Annotated in this window: 15 protein-coding genes, 1 tRNA gene and 1 pseudogene; 13 read left to right on the top strand and 4 right to left on the bottom strand. The window is 47.2% G+C overall.

What is annotated here, in order from left to right; all coding sequences use genetic code 11:
* Positions 1-49: 49 nt before the first annotated feature.
* The 4 genes from ACTRDR_RS08185 to ACTRDR_RS08170 all read left to right on the top strand — a co-directional run bounded on the left by ACTRDR_RS08185 (position 50) and on the right by ACTRDR_RS08170 (position 4,927).
* A complete protein-coding gene (locus tag ACTRDR_RS08185) occupies positions 50-1,231 on the top strand; it encodes a BMP family lipoprotein (RefSeq protein ID WP_440526867.1) in 1,182 nt (393 codons plus the stop codon).
* A gap of 80 nt (positions 1,232-1,311) precedes the next feature.
* Positions 1,312-2,856 (top strand): ABC transporter ATP-binding protein, encoded by a 1,545-nt coding sequence (locus ACTRDR_RS08180; protein ID WP_118547597.1) that lies wholly within the window; start codon positions 1,312-1,314, stop codon positions 2,854-2,856.
* Between the two features lie 4 nt (positions 2,857-2,860).
* Positions 2,861-3,967 (top strand): ABC transporter permease, encoded by a 1,107-nt coding sequence (locus ACTRDR_RS08175; RefSeq protein WP_176864727.1) that lies wholly within the window; start codon positions 2,861-2,863, stop codon positions 3,965-3,967.
* Positions 3,968-4,927: an ABC transporter permease gene (locus ACTRDR_RS08170; protein ID WP_176864729.1), complete on the top strand. Its 960-nt coding sequence runs from the start codon at positions 3,968-3,970 to the stop codon at positions 4,925-4,927. It begins immediately after the preceding gene.
* A 108-nt stretch (positions 4,928-5,035) separates the two neighbouring features.
* Here the strand turns inward: ACTRDR_RS08170 and ACTRDR_RS08165 are convergent.
* From ACTRDR_RS08165 to ACTRDR_RS08155, 3 genes are all read right to left on the bottom strand, one after another.
* A tRNA-Thr gene (locus tag ACTRDR_RS08165) sits at positions 5,036-5,108 on the bottom strand.
* Positions 5,109-5,253: 145 nt separating this feature from the next.
* Positions 5,254-6,075 carry an ABC transporter permease subunit gene (locus tag ACTRDR_RS08160; RefSeq protein WP_176864731.1) on the bottom strand — a complete coding sequence of 274 codons (822 nt, stop codon included), beginning with the start codon at positions 6,073-6,075 and terminating at the stop codon, positions 5,254-5,256.
* Positions 6,065-6,832, bottom strand: coding sequence for an ABC transporter ATP-binding protein (locus ACTRDR_RS08155; protein WP_440526865.1), 768 nt, complete (start codon positions 6,830-6,832; stop codon positions 6,065-6,067). Before ACTRDR_RS08155 ends, ACTRDR_RS08160 begins: the two co-directional genes overlap by 11 nt.
* Positions 6,833-7,029: 197 nt before the next feature.
* On the opposite strand from ACTRDR_RS08155, the gene argH reads away from it, so the two are divergent.
* The 7 genes from argH to ACTRDR_RS08120 all read left to right on the top strand — a co-directional run bounded on the left by argH (position 7,030) and on the right by ACTRDR_RS08120 (position 16,599).
* Positions 7,030-8,451, top strand: a complete 1,422-nt coding sequence (argH, locus tag ACTRDR_RS08150) for an argininosuccinate lyase (RefSeq protein WP_440526863.1) — start codon at positions 7,030-7,032, stop codon at positions 8,449-8,451.
* A gap of 63 nt (positions 8,452-8,514) precedes the next feature.
* The gene (asd, locus tag ACTRDR_RS08145) at positions 8,515-9,600 is read left to right on the top strand and encodes an aspartate-semialdehyde dehydrogenase (RefSeq protein ID WP_176864737.1); all 1,086 of its coding nucleotides are present in this window, start codon (positions 8,515-8,517) and stop codon (positions 9,598-9,600) included.
* Between the two features lie 15 nt (positions 9,601-9,615).
* Positions 9,616-11,334, top strand: a complete 1,719-nt coding sequence (locus ACTRDR_RS08140) for a putative bifunctional diguanylate cyclase/phosphodiesterase (RefSeq protein WP_440526862.1) — start codon at positions 9,616-9,618, stop codon at positions 11,332-11,334.
* 29 nt (positions 11,335-11,363) lie between these two features.
* Positions 11,364-12,659: an ATP-binding protein gene (locus ACTRDR_RS08135; protein WP_440526861.1), complete on the top strand. Its 1,296-nt coding sequence runs from the start codon at positions 11,364-11,366 to the stop codon at positions 12,657-12,659.
* A gap of 24 nt (positions 12,660-12,683) precedes the next feature.
* Complete coding sequence (locus ACTRDR_RS08130; protein WP_440526859.1) at positions 12,684-14,732, top strand: DNA topoisomerase; 2,049 nt, start codon at positions 12,684-12,686, stop codon at positions 14,730-14,732.
* Positions 14,733-14,750: 18 nt separating this feature from the next.
* The gene (locus ACTRDR_RS08125; protein WP_022153121.1) at positions 14,751-15,422 is read left to right on the top strand and encodes a transferase LpxA family; all 672 of its coding nucleotides are present in this window, start codon (positions 14,751-14,753) and stop codon (positions 15,420-15,422) included.
* A 157-nt stretch (positions 15,423-15,579) separates the two neighbouring features.
* Complete coding sequence (locus ACTRDR_RS08120; RefSeq protein ID WP_118547589.1) at positions 15,580-16,599, top strand: ABC transporter substrate-binding protein; 1,020 nt, start codon at positions 15,580-15,582, stop codon at positions 16,597-16,599.
* A gap of 23 nt (positions 16,600-16,622) precedes the next feature.
* On the opposite strand, the pseudogene ACTRDR_RS08115 reads toward ACTRDR_RS08120, so the two are convergent.
* A pseudogene (locus ACTRDR_RS08115) lies at positions 16,623-16,845 on the bottom strand (hypothetical protein).
* A gap of 101 nt (positions 16,846-16,946) precedes the next feature.
* On the opposite strand from ACTRDR_RS08115, the gene ACTRDR_RS08110 reads away from it, so the two are divergent.
* The gene (locus ACTRDR_RS08110) at positions 16,947-17,891 is read left to right on the top strand and encodes an ABC transporter permease (RefSeq protein WP_022153119.1); all 945 of its coding nucleotides are present in this window, start codon (positions 16,947-16,949) and stop codon (positions 17,889-17,891) included.
* Positions 17,891-18,694, top strand: coding sequence for an ABC transporter ATP-binding protein (locus tag ACTRDR_RS08105; RefSeq protein ID WP_022153118.1), 804 nt, complete (start codon positions 17,891-17,893; stop codon positions 18,692-18,694). The genes ACTRDR_RS08110 and ACTRDR_RS08105 overlap by 1 nt, the downstream gene beginning before the upstream one ends.
* The last annotated feature ends 222 nt before the right edge of the window (positions 18,695-18,916 follow it).

Genomic DNA, 18,916 nt, shown 5'->3' with positions numbered 1-18,916 from the left:
ACCGTTGTGATTCAATGTTTTAATATTTACATTTTAGGAGGAAAAAATTATGAAGAAGTTTCTGGCACTTGCACTTGCATCTGTCATGGCTGTTTCTCTGGTAGCATGCGGCAGCACCAATGCTGACACCAATGCAGAATCCAGTGTGGCAGCTAGCACCACTGCAGCAGCAACAGAGAGCGGCAGTGAAGAGCCCGGTCTGAAGATCGCTATCGTATCCAGCCCCTCCGGCGTGGATGACGGTTCCTTCAACCAGGACAACTACAACGGTGTTCTGAAGTTCATCGAGGAGAATCCGAATGCAACCGTAACCCCCATCCGTGAGGAGACCGGTGACAGCGCAGCAGCTGTTCAGGCAGTAGCTGATGTTGTAGCGGATTATGATGTTATTGTATGCTGTGGTTTCCAGTTCGCCGGCATCGGCAATCTGGCACAGGAGAATCCGGATACCAAGTTCATCCTGATCGATTCCTGGCCTACCATTGACGGTACCGAAGTAACTGCTGATCAGGTGATCGATAATGTATACGCTGCTTACTATGCTGAGCAGGAGAGCGGTTTCTATGCAGGTATGGCTGCAGCTCTGTCTACCACCACAGGTAAGGTAGCAGTAGTAAACGGTATCGCATATCCTTCCAACGTTAACTATCAGTATGGTTTCGAGTGCGGTGTTAAGTATGTGAACGGTACTGAAGGCATGAACGTAGAAGTAGTAGAGCTTCCTTCTTACGCAGGTACCGATGTTACCGGCGCTAATGTAGGCGGTAACTATGTTGGTAACTTCTCTGATGAAGCTACCGGTAAGGTACTGGGCAATGCTCTGATCGCTGAAGGCGTAGATATCCTGTTCGTAGCAGCAGGCGGTTCCGGTAACGGCGTATTCACCGCTGCTAAGGAAGCTGACGGCGTTAAGGTTATCGGCTGTGACGTTGACCAGTATGATGACGGTGCAAACGGTGACAGCAATATCGTTCTGACCAGTGGTCTGAAGGTAATGCATGATACTGTTTACAACGTACTGAACGAAGTAAAAGATGGTTCCTTCAAGGGTGCTAATGTAACTCTGACCGCAGCAGATGATGCTACCGGTTTTGTAAGTGAGGAAGGCAGATGCCAGCTCACTGCAGAGGCTATTGAGAAGATCAAGGCAGCACAGGCTCTGTTAAAGGAAGGCAAGATCGTTCCTGCGGCAAACTTTAACGGTGTAACTCCGGAGACCTTTACCTGGTAGGAAGAATCAATTCACAAGAAGGTGATGGTGAGGAACTGTCACCTTCTTATTTATTTACATGAGTAGAAATGAGGATGAACATGTCGGAATATATTGTTGAGATGAAACACATCACCAAACGCTTTCCCGGGATCGTAGCCAACGACGATGTGACGATCCAGATCAAAAAGGGTGAGATCTTTGCCCTGTTGGGAGAGAATGGTGCCGGAAAATCCACCTTGATGAGTATGCTGTTCGGAATGTACGAGCCGGATGAAGGAGAGATCTATATCCGGGGAGAAAAGGTGAAACTGGAATCCCCCAACCATGCCACCAAATTAAACATCGGTATGGTACACCAGCATTTTAAACTGGTATCCAACTATACCATTGCGGAGAATATTGTGATGGGCATGGAACCGGTGAAGAAGGTATTGGGATGTATTCCGGTAGTGGATATGAAGAAAGCCAATCAGGATATCCGCGAACTTTCGGAGAAATACGGACTGGCAGTGAATCCTACCGACGTGATCAGTGATATTAATGTCTCTACCCAGCAGAGAGTAGAGATCTTAAAAATGCTTTACAGAGAAGCGGAGATTCTTATTTTCGATGAACCCACAGCGGTTCTGACTCCTCAGGAGATCGACTTTTTATTAGACATTATCAAATCTCTGCGGGATGACGGCAAGACCATCATCTTAATCACACATAAACTGGAAGAAATCAAACGTATTGCAGACAGATGCGCGATCCTGAACCGCGGACGTCTGATGGATGTTATGGATGTGGCGACCACATCCACCAAAGTCATGGCAAACAAAATGGTAGGCCGTGAAGTGAATTTCGAGACAGAAAAGGAACCCGCAAAACCGGGTAAGACAATCCTTGATATCCAGCATCTGAATGTCTATAACAAGCAGGATTTTCAGGTGGTAAAGGATGTATCCCTCGAGGTACATTCCGGTGAGATCGTAGCCATAGCAGGCGTAGCCGGCAACGGTCAGGTAGAGATTGCCGATGCCATTGCAGGATTGATCCCGGCACGCTCCGGTAAGATTCTGTTAAACGGCAGAGATATTACGGATCTGTCCATAAGGGAACGTACCACAGAAGGAATTTCCTATATTCCCGAGGACAGACAGAATTATGGACTGGTCATGGATTTCACGCTTTCGGAGAATCTGGCACTGCGTAACTACTACAAAGAGCCTTTCTGCCATAAGGGAGTGCTGGACCAGAAGATTTTTGAAGACAACAGTGAAAAACTGATAGAAAAATACGATATCCGAAGCGGACAGGGCAGCAAGACGGTGGTACGCTCCATGAGCGGCGGTAATCAGCAGAAAGCCATCATCGCCAGAGAAGTGGAGCAGGATTCCTCTCTGATGATCTTCGTACAGCCCACCCGTGGACTGGATATCGGTGCCATAGAGAATATTCACAAACAGATCATTGCGGAGAGAGACAAGGGCAAGGCAATCCTTTTAATCTCTCTGGAACTGGATGAGATCATGAACTGTGCGGATACCATCGCCGTTATTTATAATGGAAGCATACAGAAGATCGCCAAAGCCAGTGAACTGACCACCAATGAAGTGGGTGAGTTCATGATGGGCGTTAAGAACAAGGAGAAGGAGGCATAAGACCATGAAAAAGATGACAAAATTCTGGAATGCGGTAAAGATCCCTCTTCTTGCAATCCTTTGCAGCCTGGTGGTGGGCGGTGTGATCATCGCTGTGACCGGTTCGAATCCTTTCAAGGCTTACTACGCATTGCTGCAGGGCAGCGGACTGGCACCCAAGTCTTCTTACGCAAGCTATAAGAGCATGCTGACAGACTTTATGAGTTATGTGAACTATTTTACCCCTATGATCTTTGCAGCACTAGCAGTAGCGGTAGCTCTGCGTGCGGGTCTGTTCAATATCGGTGTCTCCGGACAGATGCTGGCAGCCGGGTTCACCGCAAGTATCATTGTGGGCTACAGCAGTTTAAATGCTGTACTGGCAAAGCCGCTGGTAGTGATCATCGGTCTGATCGTTGGCGGACTGGTGGGCGCACTGATCGGCTTTTTGAAGTATCGTTTTAATATTAATGAAGTTGTTTCATCCATTATGTTAAACTATACGTTCCAATACGTGATCAGCTTCTTTATCAATACTTTTTTCGTGGATCCGGTCTCCAGACAGTCAAAGGAGATCTCCAAAGCTTCCAGACTGACACTGATGGATACCGTGGTGGGCAATCTGAAAATGGATATTCCGCTGGGAATTATTCTGGCTTTGCTTATCGTAGTGGCAGTGTGGTTCTTATTAGAGAAGACGAGATTAGGATACGAACTGAAGGCTGTGGGCTATTCCCGCAGTGCCGCAAAATATGCGGGTATTAAAGTCGGCAGAAGCATGGTGCTGTCCATGACGATCTCCGGTGCCCTGGCAGGACTTGCCGGTGTGACCTATTATCTGGGATATGTGGGTTCCATTCAGCCCAAGGTACTGATCAGTACGGGATTTGATGCTATCGCAGTGTCATTGCTTGGTAACAACAATCCTTTCGGAATCGTATTTTCCACCATGCTGATCACTCTGATCAGTAAGGGCAGTACTTATATGAAATCCGCTGCCGGTGTGGATGCGGAGATCGCATCGGTTATTACCGGAATTATCTTGCTGTTCAGTGCATGTAATGCTTACATCAAATGGAAGATGGAACGAGGCAGAAGAGAGAAAACGAACAAGACAAAGGAGGACAAATAAATGGATATTGTGATCATTGACGGGTTATCCTTTGCATTACCTTTATTTATTATGGCAATCGGCGGCATCTACTGCGAGAAGTCCGGTGTGACTATGTTAGCTGTGGAAGGATTACAGGGGTTTGGTGCCTTTATCGGAGCGTTTGTGGCAGTTGCCATTGCAGGGAATTTCTCCGGAGATTCTCCGGTACCGTTCTACATTGCCATGATCATGGCGGCAGTAGGAGGAAGTATCTTTGCACTGATCCATGCGTTGTTGTGCCTGAAGTTTAAAGCCAATCAGGTGATCAGTGGTGTGGTAGTCAATATTCTGGCTATGGCACTGACAGCATATTTGACCAAACTACTCAACAGAGTGGTATTCGGTGCCACCTCCGACAAGTTTGTACTGACCGTATCTTCCAGAATTACTATCCCGGGAATTTCTAAGATTCCGGTGCTGGGAGCTATATTTACCAATCTGTATCCTTTTGAACTGGTGATCGTGGCCGTGGCGTTTATTGCATGGTTTGTAATGTACAAGACACGCTTCGGTATGCATCTGCGTGCCTGCGGTGACAATCCTCATGCGGTGGATGCAGCCGGAAGACAGGTGGGACAGATCCGCCTGGCAGCTATCATGATCTGCGGAGCACTGTCGGGACTTGGCGGTATCTGCTTTGCATATTCTATTTCTGCGAACTTTTCTTCCAGTATCTATGTAGGTTATGGATATCTGGCAATCGCAGCGCTGATCTTCGGTAACTGGCGTATCCTTCCGACCCTGGGAGCATGCCTGTTATTCGGATTAGCCAGATCCGGCGGCTACCGACTGGTACAGGTATTACAGATGCCCAGCAGTTATCAGGATCTGGTGATGATCCTTCCTTACGTACTGACCTTGTTGTTACTGGTATTTTTCTCCAAACAAAACGGTGCGCCGAGAGCTTTGGGTGTGATCTATGACAAGGGTGCAAGATAAATCTGCCGGAATGCAGATATTTGCAGAACGCGGTTTTACGTAACTTTGAATAATTACTACAAAAAAAGAGAAAGCAGAAGGCTTTCTCTTTTTTAGGTAAAATATATAAGCTGAAAATGGGACTCGAACCCACGACCCCTTCATTACGAGTGAAGTGCTCTACCAACTGAGCTATTTCAGCGGACTAGGTTATTATATATGTTCTTGGGAATTTTTGCAACTGTAAAATTTATTATTTTAAAAGTTCGTTTCGCAGGACCGTAGATTATGTAGGAGACTGTAAGACGAAGACACTATCCTGCAGATCTCCGAAGAAAACATTATAATCAGTTGCGATGCTTTTTGCTGTAATGTTCCAGAGACTGGGTCAGCAGATAGAGCAGCATGGCAATGACACATAACAGTAAGATAGAACTGATCACCATATCCAGCTGGAACACCTGGGAACCGTAGATGATCAGATAGCCCAGGCCCCGTTTCGCCGCCAGAAATTCTCCGATGATGACACCGACTAAAGATAGACCGATATTTACCTTGGTGGTGCAAAGCAGGGTGGGAACAGATCCCGGAAGGACGACTTTGAAAAAGATATCTCTGCGGTCTCCGCCCAGAGTGCGGATCAGAATCTCCTTTTCCGGATCCACCTGATGAAAGGCAGTGTAAAAGCTGATAATGGAGCCGAAGACTGCCACAGAGATCCCGGCGATGATAATGGTATTGATGCCGGTGCCCAGCCAGACGATGAACAGGGGAGCCAGGGCTGATTTCGGAAGACTGTTGAGTAGTACCAGGTAGGGCTCTAAAATCTCCGACAGCTTGTCAGAGAACCACAACAAGGTGGCAAACAGGAGACTGATCACGAATACTAACAGGAAACTTAAAATGGTTTCTAATAAAGTAATGCCAATATGCATCGGAAGAGAGCGCTCGGTCCACAGCTGTATCAGACATAGGACGACTCTGTGTGGGCTGGAGAAAAAGAAACTGTCGATCCATCGATAGTCTGCGCTGACTTCCCAGAGAAGCAGAAATACTCCCAGAAGAAAGATACGCAGAAAAGCAACCTGTCGATGGTGATTTTTGTGCTTGCGAAGATATTGTTCCTGGACTGTCAACAGTTGGTTATTTTGCACATTCTTAGGTTTCATCGGTTAATTCCTCCCAAAGTTGTTTGAAATAATATGGAAATTCCGGGGCGTTTCTTGCGGCGAGGGGAGAACTGTCCTGCAGGGTGAGCTGAATGGGAAGTGCCGCTTTGATCGTTGCAGGACGTGCGGACAGCACGTAAACCTTATCCGCCAGGCTGATGGCCTCCGACAGATCGTGAGTGACGATGATCATGGTTTTGCCCGCCTTACGGATCAGCTGACAGATATCCGAAGATACCATGAGGCGTGTCTGGTAGTCCAGGGCACTGAAGGGCTCATCCAATAAAAGCAGTTGGGGATCCAGGGCAAGGGTACGGATCAGGGCAGCGCGCTGCTTCATGCCACCGGATAATTCGCTGGGCCGCTTGTTCTTAAATTTTTCCAGCCCGTAATCGGATAAAAGTTGTTCCACATGGGCGATGCGCTCCGGAGTGAGGGCGTGGTGGATCTCCAAACCCAACGTAACATTCTGATAGATGGTGCGCCATTCGAAGAGATGGTCATGCTGCAGCATATAGCCAATACGGGGATAGTGAAGGGAACCGTCGGGGTTATTCACGACGATGGTTCCGGCCTCGGGGGCGAGAAGCCCGGCGATAATGGACAGTAGAGTGGATTTACCACAGCCGCTGGGACCAACGAGTGCCACGAATTCCCCTTCCTCCACGGAGAAGGAGATATCTTTTATGGCACCGGTCTCCCCGGACAGCGTGTGATAGGAGTAACCTATATTTTTAAGTTCGATAAGAGCTCCCATAAAAAGGCATACTTCCTTAACATGAATATTTATAGTTATTGTATGAATTCCGATGGAAAAAGTGTTTTCTGTACCGGAAAGTGATGAAATTCACTGTATTGCATTAAAGTGTCGTTTGTGATATGATTAATTGCAATCAATGTCTGTGAGAAAAATTATCTGATAGACTACCAACGTAAAAAGATGGGAGAATGACCATGGCACAGTTATGGGGAGGACGTTTTACGAAACAGACCGATCAACTGGTATTTGATTTCAACGCGTCCATAACATTTGATAAAAGATTGTTTTACGAAGATGTCACCGGCAGTATCGTACATGCCACCATGCTGGCAAAGCAGGGGATCCTTACAGAAGAGGAGAGAAAGAGTATTGTCGAAGGACTGACCGGAATTTTAGAAGATGTGGATGACGGAACCCTGGCAATCGATGAATCTCAGGAGGATATCCACAGCTTCGTGGAGGCTACCCTGATCGACCGGATCGGAGATGCAGGGAAAAAGCTTCACACGGGAAGGAGCCGTAACGACCAGGTGGCACTGGACATGCGTCTCTATACCAGGACAAGAGTGGCAGAGACCGACGGACTCCTGAAAAAGCTTTTGGAAGTCATTCTGGATACCATGGAGAACAATTTAGATACCTACATGCCGGGCTTCACCCATTTACAGAAGGCGCAGCCCATTACCCTGGCGCATCATTACGGTGCCTATTTTGAAATGTTCAAGAGAGACAGACAGCGCCTGGCAGATATCTATAAGCGCATGAATTATTGTCCTTTGGGAGCCGGGGCACTGGCAGGCACCACATATCCTTTGGACCGTGAATATACCGCGAGACTTCTCCGCTTTGAAGGACCGACGTTAAATAGCATTGATTCTGTGGCAGACAGAGATTATCTCATTGAATTCCTTTCCGCACTTTCCACGATCATGATGCATTTAAGCCGTTTCAGCGAAGAGATCATCATCTGGAATTCCAATGAATATCAGTTCGTAGAGCTGGATGATGCTTATTCCACCGGAAGCAGCATCATGCCCCAGAAGAAGAATCCTGATATCGCAGAGCTGGTAAGAGGCAAGACCGGAAGAGTCTACGGTGCTCTGATGGCGTTGCTTACCACCATGAAGGGATTGCCACTGGCTTACAATAAAGACATGCAGGAAGACAAAGAGATGGCATTTGATGCCATGGATACTGCGGCAGACTGCATCACTTTATTTACAGGCATGATTAAGACCATGAAGTTTTGCAAGGACCGCATGGCAAAGAGTGCCATGAACGGATTTACCAACGCTACCGATGCAGCAGATTATCTGGTAGGTAAGGGTGTGCCTTTCCGGGATGCCCACGGTATTATCGGCAGACTGGTATTGTATTGCATTGAGAAGGACACTTCTATTGATGCTTTAAGCTTAGAGGAACTACGTTCCATCAGCGATAAGTTCGACGAAGATATCTATGATGCCATCTCACTGAAGACCTGTGTGGAGAAGCGTCTGACCATCGGCGCACCGGGTGAGAAAATGATGAGACAGGTCATTGAAAAAAATAAAGAATACTTGAAAAACGATGCCATAGAAGAGTATCAACAGTCTTTGGAAGACAGACTTTCGTAAGATCAGGAAGGCATGTCTTTTCAGATAAAAAGGAAATGCATAGAGCTGAGGAGGAAATGAAAAATGAGTGAAAAATTACGTGTAGGTATCCTGGGCGGAACCGGTATGGTAGGTCAGAGATTCATCTCCCTGTTAGAGAACCATCCCTGGTTCGAGGTAACGACTATCGCAGCCAGCCCCCGATCCGCTGGCAAGACGTATGAGGACGCAGTGGGTGATCGTTGGAAGATGACGACTCCCATGCCCGAAGCTGTGAAAAAGCTGATCGTCATGAATGTCAACGAAGTGGAAAAAGTAGCCGCACAGGTAGACTTCGTATTCAGTGCCGTAGATATGTCCAAGGACGAGATTAAGGCAATCGAAGAAGCTTATGCAAGGACAGAGACCCCTGTGGTATCCAATAACAGTGCCCACAGATGGACTCCCGATGTTCCCATGGTAGTACCCGAGATCAATCCCGAGCATTTCCAGATCATCGAAGCGCAGAAGAAGAGACTGGGAACCACCAGAGGATTTATCGCTGTAAAGCCCAATTGCTCCATTCAGAGCTATGCACCGGTTCTGACCGCATGGAAGGAGTTCGAGCCCTACGAGGTAGTGGCTACTACTTATCAGGCAATCTCCGGTGCCGGCAAAACATTTAAAGACTGGCCAGAGATGGTAGGCAATATCATCCCTTACATTGGCGGCGAGGAAGAAAAGAGTGAAAAGGAGCCTTTACGTATCTGGGGTAAGATTGAAGGCGACCAGATCGTTCCCGCAACTTCTCCCGTGATCACCTGCCAGTGTATCCGTGTTCCGGTACTGAACGGACATACTGCAGCCGTATTCGTAAAATTCCGTAAGAAGCCCACCAAGGAACAGCTGATCGAGAAGTTGACTTCTTTCAGCGGAGAGCCTCAGAGACTGGGACTTCCCAGCGCACCGAAGCAGTTCATCCAGTATCTGGAGGAAGATAACCGACCTCAGGTAACGCTGGATGTAGATTTCGAGAATGGTATGGGTATCAGCGTAGGCCGTCTGAGAGAAGATACCGTATATGATTATAAGTTCGTAGGTCTGTCACATAACACCTTACGTGGAGCGGCCGGGGGAGCATTGCTTTGCGCAGAACTTTTGAAAGCACAGGGATATATCACCAAAAAATAAAGGGTGAGTGGGGTTATGAACGAGTTACGCTATCAGCTGGATCTGATGCGCGCAATGAATCAGAAATTGAGCGCCAGGGAGAAAATGTACCGCCTTTTGTGCGATACCATGGATTATGCTTATATCTACTATTCTTTTGAGAAGAATACCGTCACGACGCTTGGAAAATGGGATGACTTTTTCGATTTCCAGATCCGGGACAGACGGGATTTTACCAAACTTTTAGAGATGGTAGATGAGCCATATGTGCTGCTTCTTAGGGATATGCTGTTTTTGGAAAAGGGCGGTCAGGAGACTTCTTCTGTGGAATGCATGCAGAAAGGGAAGAAGACCTGGCTGCAGTTCTCCTGCAGGATATTCTATGAGGACAGCAGACCTGCGGATCAGATCATTGTGATACAGAATATCACAAAACAGAAGACGCAGAATGAAGAACTTCTCTATATGGCGTATTATGACGGACTTACAGGACTGTACAACCGTAACTATTTTGTACGTCTCCTGACGGAGTACCTGCGGCGCGCGAAGGAAGATAACCGGCTGGTCAGTGTGCTGGTCATCGATATTGATGATTTCCGTAAGGTCAACGACGGACTGGGAATCGTGGAAGGAGACGAACTGGTACAGCAGTTCGGATCTTTCTTAAAGGAATTCAACAGTGACAATGTGATCGTCTGTCATCTGACCAGCGATGTCTACTGTATGGCAATCTATGATTCCTGCGGTGAAAGAAGCGTGGAACACATTCATAAGAAGATCGTGAAGCGTACCAGAGAACCTTTTTATCTGGTGGGCGGACAGGTATTGAACATTACCGTAAGTGTAGGAGTTGCGGAATATCCGGAAGCAGCGACATCCGCACTGGAACTGATCAACTGTGCCGAGATCGTCATGTTCAAGGGTAAGTCTATGGGCAAGAACCGGATCCAGTATTTCGACACCCCGATCCTGAATGATTTCCTGAAAAATGTGGAACTGGACAGCAAATTAAAAGAAGCGGTATTTGATCATAACTTTATTCTGTATTATCAGCCCCAGTATTATGCGGGGAATCGGAAACTGCGCGGTATGGAAGCGCTGATCCGCTGGAAGGACGGCAACGGGAAAATGATCAGCCCGGCGAAGTTCATTCCGATCGCAGAGAAAAACGGCACTATTATCCCTATCGGCAACTGGGTACTGGAGCAGAGCATAAGGACATTTTCCGAATGGAGGAACCGGTACGGCGTTCCGTTCGTATTGTCGGTCAATATCTCCGCATTGCAGTACCAGAAGGAAGACTTCGTGGATTCACTGCTGAATATTATCCACAAATATGATGTGGCTCCGGAGGAGGTCGAACTGGAGATCACGGAGAGCATACTGATCGATGATTTCCGGGCAGTGACCGAGAAAATGCAACTGTTAAAAGAATACGGCATCCGCATTTCCTTAGATGATTTCGGAACAGGATTTTCCTCCCTGTCTTATTTGAAGAAGCTTCCGATCAATACGCTGAAGATTGACAAATCCTTTACGGATACGCTGCTTACGGATTCCGCTACCAGAATCATTACGGAATCCATTGTCAGTATGGTGAAATCTTTAGGATTTGAATCCATTGCCGAAGGCGTGGAGGAAGAACAGCAGTATAAATATCTGCGTGCCATCGGCTGTGATGTCATTCAGGGATATCTGTTCGGAAAGCCGCTGTCCCAGGAAGAGATCGAACAACTATTACAGAAGATATACTGATCAGATGTAGCAGAAAGAATGAGGCTGCCATGTTAACTGGAAGGGAACAGGAAACAGCTTTTTTGGAGAATCATTATAAGAGACCGGGAAGCCAGATCCTGGTGGTATATGGACAGAGAGGCGTTGGTAAGACGGCTCTCTTAACCGCTTTTACGGAAGAAAAACAGACCATACGTTATACCGCTCCTAACTGTTCTTCCAGGGAACTGTGCTATCAGTGGGGACAGGAGCTTAGAGAACAGGGGAAAGAGATTTCATCGAACCCTTCCTGGGAAGAAGTATTACAGTGTGTATCCGGAGAAAAAAGTGATCGCAAAAAAGTTCTGATCATAGAGAATTTTCATTATCTGCTAAAGGGGGATACCCTTTTTTTACAGGAACTGATCCGTTATCTGAAGGAACACAGGGAGGTTTCCCTTCTTGTGATTCTTACGACCTACGCATCCGGATGGGTGGAGAACAGCATGATCTCTAAAATAGGGAACCTGGCATTTTCCGTTAGTGGTTTTCTAAAGGTCAAAGAGCTGCCTTTTTCCGTAATGCGCCGGATTTTCCCTGTCGGAACGCTTCAGGAGCGCATAGAACTCTATGCGGTGTTAGGTGGAATGCCGGGATTATGGAAACTGTTGGATCTGTCAGTATCTGTGGAGGAGAATCTGACGAACCTTTTTTTAGAGAAAAACAGCTTTCTTCCGGAACTGATGATCAAATGGCTGGCGGAGGAATTGCGTGAGACCGCAGTCTATAATACCATCCTTGCCACCATAGCGGATGAGAAGAACGGCAAACTGAATGCTATGTATGCCCGTACCGGATTCTCCCGGGCGAAGATCAGTGTCTATCTGAAGAATCTGATGGAGCTGGAGCTGGTGGAAAAGGCTTTGCCCGGAACCTATGAGATCAGCAATTCTTTTATGCGGTTTTATTTCCGCTTTCTGTTCCCTCATCAGACCGCCTGGAGAAGAGATAACGGCAGAACATTTTATGAAACATATATCCGGGAGGATTACAGTAACTTTGTGAGATCCGCATACCGGAGAATCTGTCAGGAGATATTGCAGACAGATTTTGGTACGGTGGAACTGAAGAAGGCGGCGCAGGGGAGAACATACTTTTTATGCAAGGATACTGCAGGGAAAAAGATCGCAGTGGATTATTCCGGTACGGTATGTTATACTTCGGAAGATTATGACGCGCTGCTGACAGCGCTGAAAAGCATCCGGACGGAACCGGATGAGATAATAATATTTTGTGAGAATGGTTATGAAAATGCACTGGCAAAGAAAGTATCCGGGAAGGTGCGGTTTCGCAGCGTAGGTGCGTGATTTATGACAGGAAGACGGTAATACGTGGGTAAAAATTTATTTATTGCAGAGAAACCCAGCGTGGCAAGAGAATTTGCCAACGCTTTAAAATATAATATGCGTTCCAAAGACGGATATCTGGAGTCGGAAGAAGCCATTGTTACCTGGTGTGTAGGACATCTGGTGACCATGAGCTATCCGGAGGTGTACGACGAGAAGTTTAAGAGATGGAGCTTTGATACACTTCCATTTCTCCCGGCGGAATTCAAATACGAAGTCATTGAAAATGCCAGGAAACAATATACCATCGTGAGTTCCCTGCTAAACAGAGAGGATGTCTCTACAATCTATGTCTGCACCGACTCCGGGCGGGAGGGAGAATATATCTATCGTCTCGTGGAGCAGATGGCGGGTGTACAGGGCAAAGAACGGAAGCGTGTATGGATCGATTCCCAGACGGAGGAGGAAATCTTACGTGGGATCCGGGAAGCCAAGGATCTCTCGACGTATGATAATCTGGGAAATGCCGCTTATCTGCGTGCCAAGGAGGATTACCTGATGGGTATCAACTTCTCCAGGGCACTGACTTTAAAATACGGTAAGACTGTAAAGGATTATCTGAAGAGAGATCGTGCAGTGATCTCCGTTGGTCGAGTCATGACCTGCGTTCTGGGCATGATCGTGAACAGAGAGAGGGAGATCCGGTCGTTTACCAAGACTCCTTTTTACCGGGTGATCGGCAATTTTAAGCTGCAGGAAAAGCCTTTTACCGCAGAGTGGAGAGCAGTGGAGGGCTCGAAATACTATAATTCTCCTGTATTGTATAAGGAGAACGGTTTTAAGAAAAAAGAGGATGCCGAGCGCCTGATCGGGGAACTTTCTGCGGAACCTGCAGGACCGGTGACCGTCACCGGCATCGATAAGAAAAAAGAAAACAAAAATGCGCCGCTTTTATATAATCTGGCGGAGCTGCAGAATGACTGTTCCAAATACTTTAAGATCAGTCCGGACGAGACACTTAGGATCGTACAGGAATTATATGAAAAAAAGATGACCACTTATCCCAGAACGGATGCCAGAGTTCTGTCTACGGCAGTGGCAAAGGAAATCCATAAAAATATCGGAGGACTTCGTAATTATGCCCTGGCAGCACCTTTCGCCAGAGAAGTGTTAGAGCAGGGCACCTATAAAAATATAGCAAAGACCCGATATGTGAACGACAAGCAGATCACGGACCACTATGCCATTATCCCTACGGGACAGGGGCTGAACAATCTGGCGGGGCTGGCCCCTACGGCGGCAAAAGTATACGAGGTCATTGTACGTCGGTTTTTAAGTATTTTCTATCCGCCGGCAGTCTATCAGAAGTTCTCTCTTACATTGCAGGTAAAGGAAGAAAGCTTTTTTGCCAGCTTCAAGGTGTTGATACAGGAAGGATATCTGAAGGTGACTAATTTCTCCTTCAAAAAGGAGAATACGGCGCTGAAGGAGGACAAAGAGAACGAGAACGAAAGTGCCGATGAAAAATGTGATGCTGAGCTTACCAATCTGCTGATGCATCTGAAAAAGGGAGATACTTTATCCGCGGATACCTACGAGATCAAAGAAGGCGAGACTTCTCCACCCAAGCGATATACCTCGGGCAGCATCATTCTGACCATGGAAAACGCCGGACAGTTCATAGAAGATGAGGAACTGCGGGCACAGATCAAGGGAAGCGGTATCGGCACCAGCGCTACAAGAGCGGAGATTCTGAAGAAACTGGTGAACATCGAGTATCTGGCACTGAATAAAAAGACCCAGGTACTGACTCCTACCCAGATGGGAGAGATGATCTACGATGTGGTATCGGATTCCATAAGACCGCTTTTGAATCCGGCTCTGACAGCCAGCTGGGAAAAAGGACTTACCATGGTGGCAGACGGTGTCATCACACCGGATGAGTACATGGGGAAGCTTACGGATTTCGTGGGCAGGAGAACCATTGCCGTGCGGGGACTGAACAATCAGGGCGTGCTATGGAGACAGTTCCAGGCTACAGAAGAATTTTACCAGAAGAAAAATAAGCAATCCAATGCGAAAAATAAAGAATAAAGATGAGGAGAAAATAACATGGAAAATATTACGATTGAAAATCTGTATGATCTGACAGAGACCATTGCGGCAGAACTGTTTACCGAGGCAGAGTATCCATGGGAGGTACTTCCCAGAATCCACGATTTTATTTTGGAACTGGGCAAGAGACTGCCGGAGGAAATCTATGAAAAAAGAGGCGAGGATATCTGGGTGGCTAAAAACGCAAAAGTTGCTCCTACCGCCTGCCTGAACGGGCCGCTGATCATTGATGAGGAAGCGGAGATCCGTCACTGCGCATTTGTCCGTGGCAATGCCATCGTGGGAAAGGGTGCGGTAGTCGGCAATTCCACCGAACTGAAGAACGTGGTTCTGTTCAATAAAGTACAGGTGCCCCATTATAATTATGTGGGAGACAGCGTGCTGGGCTTTAAGTCTCATATGGGAGCCGGTTCCATTACTTCCAATGTAAAAAGCGATAAGACGCTGGTGGTTGTGAAGAACGGCGAGGAGAAGATCGAGACCGGACTGAAGAAAATGGGAGCCATGTTAGGCGACCACGTGGAAGTGGGCTGCAACAGCGTACTGAACCCGGGAACTGTCATCGGACGTAATTCCAATGTGTATCCTACCTCCTGCGTCAGAGGCGTGATTCCTGCCGGACATATCTTCAAGAGACCCGGTGAGGTTGTGAAAAAATCTGATATTTAAAAATTTGATTGATGTTATCTAATGCATCGATGAAATCAGTTTGACGAATGCCCTTTTATGGTTTATGATATTTATCAGTGCAACGCTTTGACGGGTTAAAGCGTCTATGCATTACAGTAAGCGGATCGAAAGATCTGCAGAAAAGAGGGCATTTATTATGAAAAAGAAATTATTATCTGTAGTACTTACCGCAGTAATGGCAGCGACTGTTCTGACAGGCTGTGGCAGCACCGATAACGGAACTGCTTCTACCACAGCAGGCAGCGCAGCACAGACCGAAGCAGCAGCTTCCACAGACGGCAAGGTATATAACATCGGTATCTGCCAGCTGGTAGAGCATGAGGCTCTGGATGCAGCTACCCAGGGATTCCAGGATGCATTAAAAGAAAAGCTTGGTGATAATGTAAAATTTGATCTGCAGAATGCACAGGGTGAGCAGACCACCGCAGCTACCATCTGTAATGGTTTTGTATCTGATGGTGTGGATTTGATCCTTGCAAATGCTACGTCTCCTTTACAGAGTGCAGCAGCAGCTACGACCTCGATCCCTATCTTAGGTACTTCCGTAACCGACTATGCTACCGCGTTAGAAATCTCTGACTGGTCCGGTGCTACCGGCAGAAATATTTCCGGTACTTCCGATCTGGCTCCCATTGAAGAGCAGGAAGCTATGTTAAAGGAACTGTTCCCGGACGTAAAGCAGGTTGGTCTGTTATATTGTTCTGCAGAAGCAAACTCACTGTATCAGATTCAGCTGTTTGAGGCTGCTCTGGACAAAGACGGTATTGCTTATAAAGAGTATGCAATTGCTGATACCAATGAAGTACAGTCTGTAACTACTGCAGCGGCAGGAGAGTGTGATGTTCTGTATATTCCTACCGACAACACGCTGGCATCTGTAACCGAGACCGTATACAACGTAGTAGCTCCCGCTAAGGTTCCTGTCATCGCAGGTGAAGAGGGTATCTGCAACGGTTGTGGTGTAGCTACCTTATCCATCAGCTACTATGACCTTGGATATGCTACCGGTGAGATGGCATACGAGATCCTGGCTGAGGGTGCAGACATCACTACCATGGATGTTCGGTACGCTCCCAACGTTACCAAGAAGTACAACGCGAAGATCTGTGAGGAACTTGGCATCACTGTTCCCGATGATTATGTAGCAATTCAGTAATTATGATACCAGGGTCAAAAGGTCTAAGCCCACATGAGCTTGCTCATAAGTGGGTGAAAGACCTTGGGACCCGCCCCGATATGAGCATAAAAGTGGGATGATAATCCCACGATATGCGAATATTGGGTAGGGTGCTATGTGCCAGTGGCACATGTCTAGCACGGACCGAAGCGGAGCGGAGATGTGTGAGTGCGTAGCACGAAGCAATCCGTAGGTATCAAAGTCGGGGGTTTTTGACCCCGACATCGTAATTACTCAGTTAATTAAGTACGGAAACAAAATATACTTCGATAGGGATAGCGCCAGATAAGCGGTATCCCTATCGGAAGTTTTAGGAGGAAAAAGAAATGTCTTACTTTATGTCACTGAATCCCCTTTCCCTGTTCAGGGCAATGCCGGGATCAATAGCGCAGGGAATGATCTGGGGAGTCATGGCACTGGGAGTGTATATTACGTTCCGCCTGCTGGATTTTGCTGATCTGACCGTGGATGGTTCCATTGCAACCGGTGCTGCGGTATCCGTTATGCTGATTCGTGCGGGAGTTTCTCCTATAGCTACGCTGCCCATTGCTTTCCTGGCCGGAGCATTGGCAGGCATGGTAACGGGACTGTTGAACACCGCACTGGGAATCCCCGGAATTCTGGCAAGTATTCTGACGCAGATCTCCCTGTATTCCATTAATCTGAATATCATGGGCAAAGCAAACCAGCCGGTCAGCGTAGATAATTATCCGCTGGTGGTATCGCTGCGTTATGTGACGGACGGTTCGGTGAGCAGACTTCTCTTTTTCCTGGGAATGATCGTATTTTTATTGGCTCTGATCGCTGTGATGTATTGGTATTTTGGAACAGAACAGGGACATGCCATCCGTGCTACGGGCTGTAACAGCAATATGGCGAGAGCACAGGGCATCAATACTAACTTTATCAAGGTGCTGGCGCTGATGATCTCCAACGGTCTGGTAGGTCTGTGTGGTGCGCTGTACGGACAGTTCCAGGGGGCATCGGATGTCAATATGGGACGTGGAGCCATTGTCATTGGTCTGGCAGCTGTTATTATCGGTGAGGTACTGTTCGGTAAGTTCGCCAGCAAGAGAAAACTTGCTTTCGCATTTACTTTAGCATCCGTAATTCTGGGTGCAGTGATCTACTACATGGTATATCAGTTTGTTCTGTGGCTGAAGATGCCTTCAGAGGATATGAAATTGTTCTCCGCTATCGTAGTTGCCATTTTCCTGGCAATTCCTTACTTGAAGGAGAAGAGAACACTTCGGAAAGGAGCGTCAAAATAATGGCTTACGCATTGGAGATACAGGATATACATAAAGTATTTAACAGAGGAACCATCAATGAAAAGGTGGCATTAAACGGTGTAAACTTAAACTTAAATCCCGGAGATTTCGTGACCATCATCGGAGGTAACGGTGCCGGTAAATCCACCACGTTGAATGCCATTGCCGGTGTATGGCCCATCGATTCCGGCAAGATTATTATCGACGGCACGGATATTACGAGCCTGCCGGAGCATAAGAGAGCAAAGTATCTGGGAAGAGTATTCCAGGATCCCATGACGGGAACCGCCGCCACCATGGATATCGAAGAGAACATGGCAATTGCCTTAAGACGCGGCGAGAAGAGAACTCTTCGCTGGGGCGTTTCCAGAGAGGATAGAGAGCTGTTCCGTGAAAAATTACAGACGCTCGGACTGGGGCTGGAGGATCGTATGACCAGCAAGGTGGGTCTTCTGTCCGGTGGTCAGCGTCAGGCTATCACACTTTTGATGGCAGCCTTAAAGCAGCCGAAGCTTCTGCTGTTAGATGAGCATACCGCAGCATTGGATCCCAAGACAGCAGCAAAAGTACTGGAGATCAGTGACAAGATCATCGCTGAGAATCAGCTGACTGCCATGATGGTAACCCATAACATGAAGGATGCTATTGTACACGGCAACCGTTTGATCATGATGCACGAAGGTAAAGTCATCTACGATGTGGCGGGAGAAGAGAAGAAGAATCTTCAGGTAAAAGATCTGCTTGCTAAGTTCGAAGAAGTCAGCGGCGGAGAATTCGCCAATGACCGCATGATGCTGGCGTAAAAATAAGATTAGGACACGTTGCCAATTTGGGCAACGTGTTTTTACGTTAACTTGAGAGTTAATGAAATAGTTGTTCTAAAATCCACGCAGAAAGGGCTGCCCGCCCCAGACTCGGATGCTAGCTACAACTGTGGATTTTCTAAAGGAAAGTGACCAAGTGCTTCTCGTCATGACGGGGCCGCCTTTACGTTGCCATCCATGGCACTTATCGGCTAACGCGAA

Origin of the sequence: Simiaoa sp. (genome assembly GCF_051972595.1) — a bacterium.
GTDB lineage: Bacteria > Bacillota > Clostridia > Lachnospirales > Lachnospiraceae > Acetatifactor > Acetatifactor hominis.
The sequence above is the reverse complement of the archived record's forward strand: the minus strand, read 5'-3'. Positions and strand labels throughout refer to the sequence as shown.

What these genes read in the sequence shown, in the direction of transcription:
- ACTRDR_RS08170 (WP_176864729.1), top strand. Translation starts at nt 3,968, where the DNA reads ATGGATATTGTGATCATTGACGGGTTATCCTTTGCATTACCTTTATTT.
- ACTRDR_RS08140 (WP_440526862.1), top strand. Translation starts at nt 9,616, where the DNA reads ATGAACGAGTTACGCTATCAGCTGGATCTGATGCGCGCAATGAATCAG.
- ACTRDR_RS08120 (WP_118547589.1), top strand. Translation starts at nt 15,580, where the DNA reads ATGAAAAAGAAATTATTATCTGTAGTACTTACCGCAGTAATGGCAGCG.
- ACTRDR_RS08160 (WP_176864731.1), bottom strand. Translation starts at nt 6,075, where the DNA reads ATGAAACCTAAGAATGTGCAAAATAACCAACTGTTGACAGTCCAGGAA.
- ACTRDR_RS08155 (WP_440526865.1), bottom strand. Translation starts at nt 6,832, where the DNA reads ATGGGAGCTCTTATCGAACTTAAAAATATAGGTTACTCCTATCACACG.
- asd (WP_176864737.1), top strand. Translation starts at nt 8,515, where the DNA reads ATGAGTGAAAAATTACGTGTAGGTATCCTGGGCGGAACCGGTATGGTA.
- ACTRDR_RS08185 (WP_440526867.1), top strand. Translation starts at nt 50, where the DNA reads ATGAAGAAGTTTCTGGCACTTGCACTTGCATCTGTCATGGCTGTTTCT.
- ACTRDR_RS08180 (WP_118547597.1), top strand. Translation starts at nt 1,312, where the DNA reads ATGTCGGAATATATTGTTGAGATGAAACACATCACCAAACGCTTTCCC.
- ACTRDR_RS08135 (WP_440526861.1), top strand. Translation starts at nt 11,364, where the DNA reads ATGTTAACTGGAAGGGAACAGGAAACAGCTTTTTTGGAGAATCATTAT.
- ACTRDR_RS08125 (WP_022153121.1), top strand. Translation starts at nt 14,751, where the DNA reads ATGGAAAATATTACGATTGAAAATCTGTATGATCTGACAGAGACCATT.
- ACTRDR_RS08110 (WP_022153119.1), top strand. Translation starts at nt 16,947, where the DNA reads ATGTCTTACTTTATGTCACTGAATCCCCTTTCCCTGTTCAGGGCAATG.
- argH (WP_440526863.1), top strand. Translation starts at nt 7,030, where the DNA reads ATGGCACAGTTATGGGGAGGACGTTTTACGAAACAGACCGATCAACTG.
- ACTRDR_RS08175 (WP_176864727.1), top strand. Translation starts at nt 2,861, where the DNA reads ATGAAAAAGATGACAAAATTCTGGAATGCGGTAAAGATCCCTCTTCTT.
- ACTRDR_RS08105 (WP_022153118.1), top strand. Translation starts at nt 17,891, where the DNA reads ATGGCTTACGCATTGGAGATACAGGATATACATAAAGTATTTAACAGA.